This window comes from Moorena sp. SIO4A1, from assembly GCF_010672065.1.
GTDB lineage: Bacteria > Cyanobacteriota > Cyanobacteriia > Cyanobacteriales > Coleofasciculaceae > Moorena.
Genome location: NZ_JAAHHX010000967.1, coordinates 1 through 1127 on the forward strand (window position 1 = coordinate 1; position 1127 = coordinate 1127).

A 1127-nucleotide genomic window follows, 5' to 3' on the forward strand; every position below is an offset into this window, starting at 1 on the left:
TTCTAGCCCAGTTAGCTGCTGGGAAATCTGTAGCTACTGCCATGCCTAACTTGGCTCTGCAAATTGGTGTAGTTATGTTGATGGTTTGGCTATTTCGCCTGGAAAATAAGGCAGAACGGAAATTATAATAGCAGGAAAACCATGACACTCCTTGGATCCACAGAGGAATCTCAGGGTATACTAATGGGACAAGAAGATTATGGAAGCCATGCAAGCCATGGTGAGCATAGCCTATCTAACGGCTCGGATTAGGTGCGAACTAAATGTTTAGGCTCGTCTAGATTTTACCGAAAAGCATCAATACACTCTACTAGACAAAAAATCTTTAGCTGGACAAAAGTAACCATCCTATCGGCTTGTTTGAAACACGATATGTAGCTGGTGTCATTCAGGGCCAACAAGCCTATTTGCTGACTAACCTAGTGAATGGTAAAAGTCAAACCCTGCTCCAGCCTCAAGCAATTTGGACAATCGGTCGGGGACGCCAGTCAGCAATACAGCTCCCCGAGAAGCGTTTGTCTAGACATCATGCTGTGATTCAGCACATTCAGAAGCAGGGATTTTACTTAATTGACCTTAAGAGCACTAATGGTTCCTTTATCAATGGAAAACGAGTCAAAGGATCTCATCTGCTCCAGGATGGGGAGTATGTTCAACTCGCTAGCATTAGTTTTTGTTTTTTCTTTTGCGAACAGACTAAGACAGTAGAGAACATTAGCTCAAATATCCTAGCCCAAATCGAAGCTTTAGCAGCAGAAAACAACTTAACCAGTGATCAAGCAACAACTGCCTCATCCTTATCTCAAGATCAGATCAGCAAAGATACTAACCCATTTGTACACGGGCAAGAAACAGACGTATTTGGATCAGTTGACTCTGCACAAGAAATGCAAGAGCTTGAAGGAGCAACCTCTTCTGAACTCACTCCGGCTCAGCAGTTAGAAATTCTAGACCGCTTTTTAATTAGAAAGTACACTCAAGAAAAGTAAATTGTAAGCATTGAGCAATCAGCGGTCAGCGGTCAGCTTTGTGGCACAGGCTTCCAGCCTGTGACTTCACTCAGATTAAACCAATGCTTACCTGTTGTCTTGATGCAATAGCAAGTGGGAGGAACCACGGCAGCGCGA

General features: G+C 43.6%; 2 protein-coding genes. Both read left to right on the forward strand.

Annotation, left to right across the window (positions count from 1 at the left end; genetic code table 11):
• Nucleotides 1-128: photosystem II assembly family protein (locus F6K53_RS44500; RefSeq protein ID WP_293087352.1), on the forward strand; the 128-nt coding region annotated here is incomplete at its 5' end.
• A gap of 228 nt (nucleotides 129-356) precedes the next feature.
• The gene (locus tag F6K53_RS44505; protein WP_293087349.1) at nucleotides 357-989 is read left to right on the forward strand and encodes an FHA domain-containing protein; all 633 of its coding nucleotides are present in this window, start codon (nucleotides 357-359) and stop codon (nucleotides 987-989) included.
• The last annotated feature ends 138 nt before the right edge of the window (nucleotides 990-1127 follow it).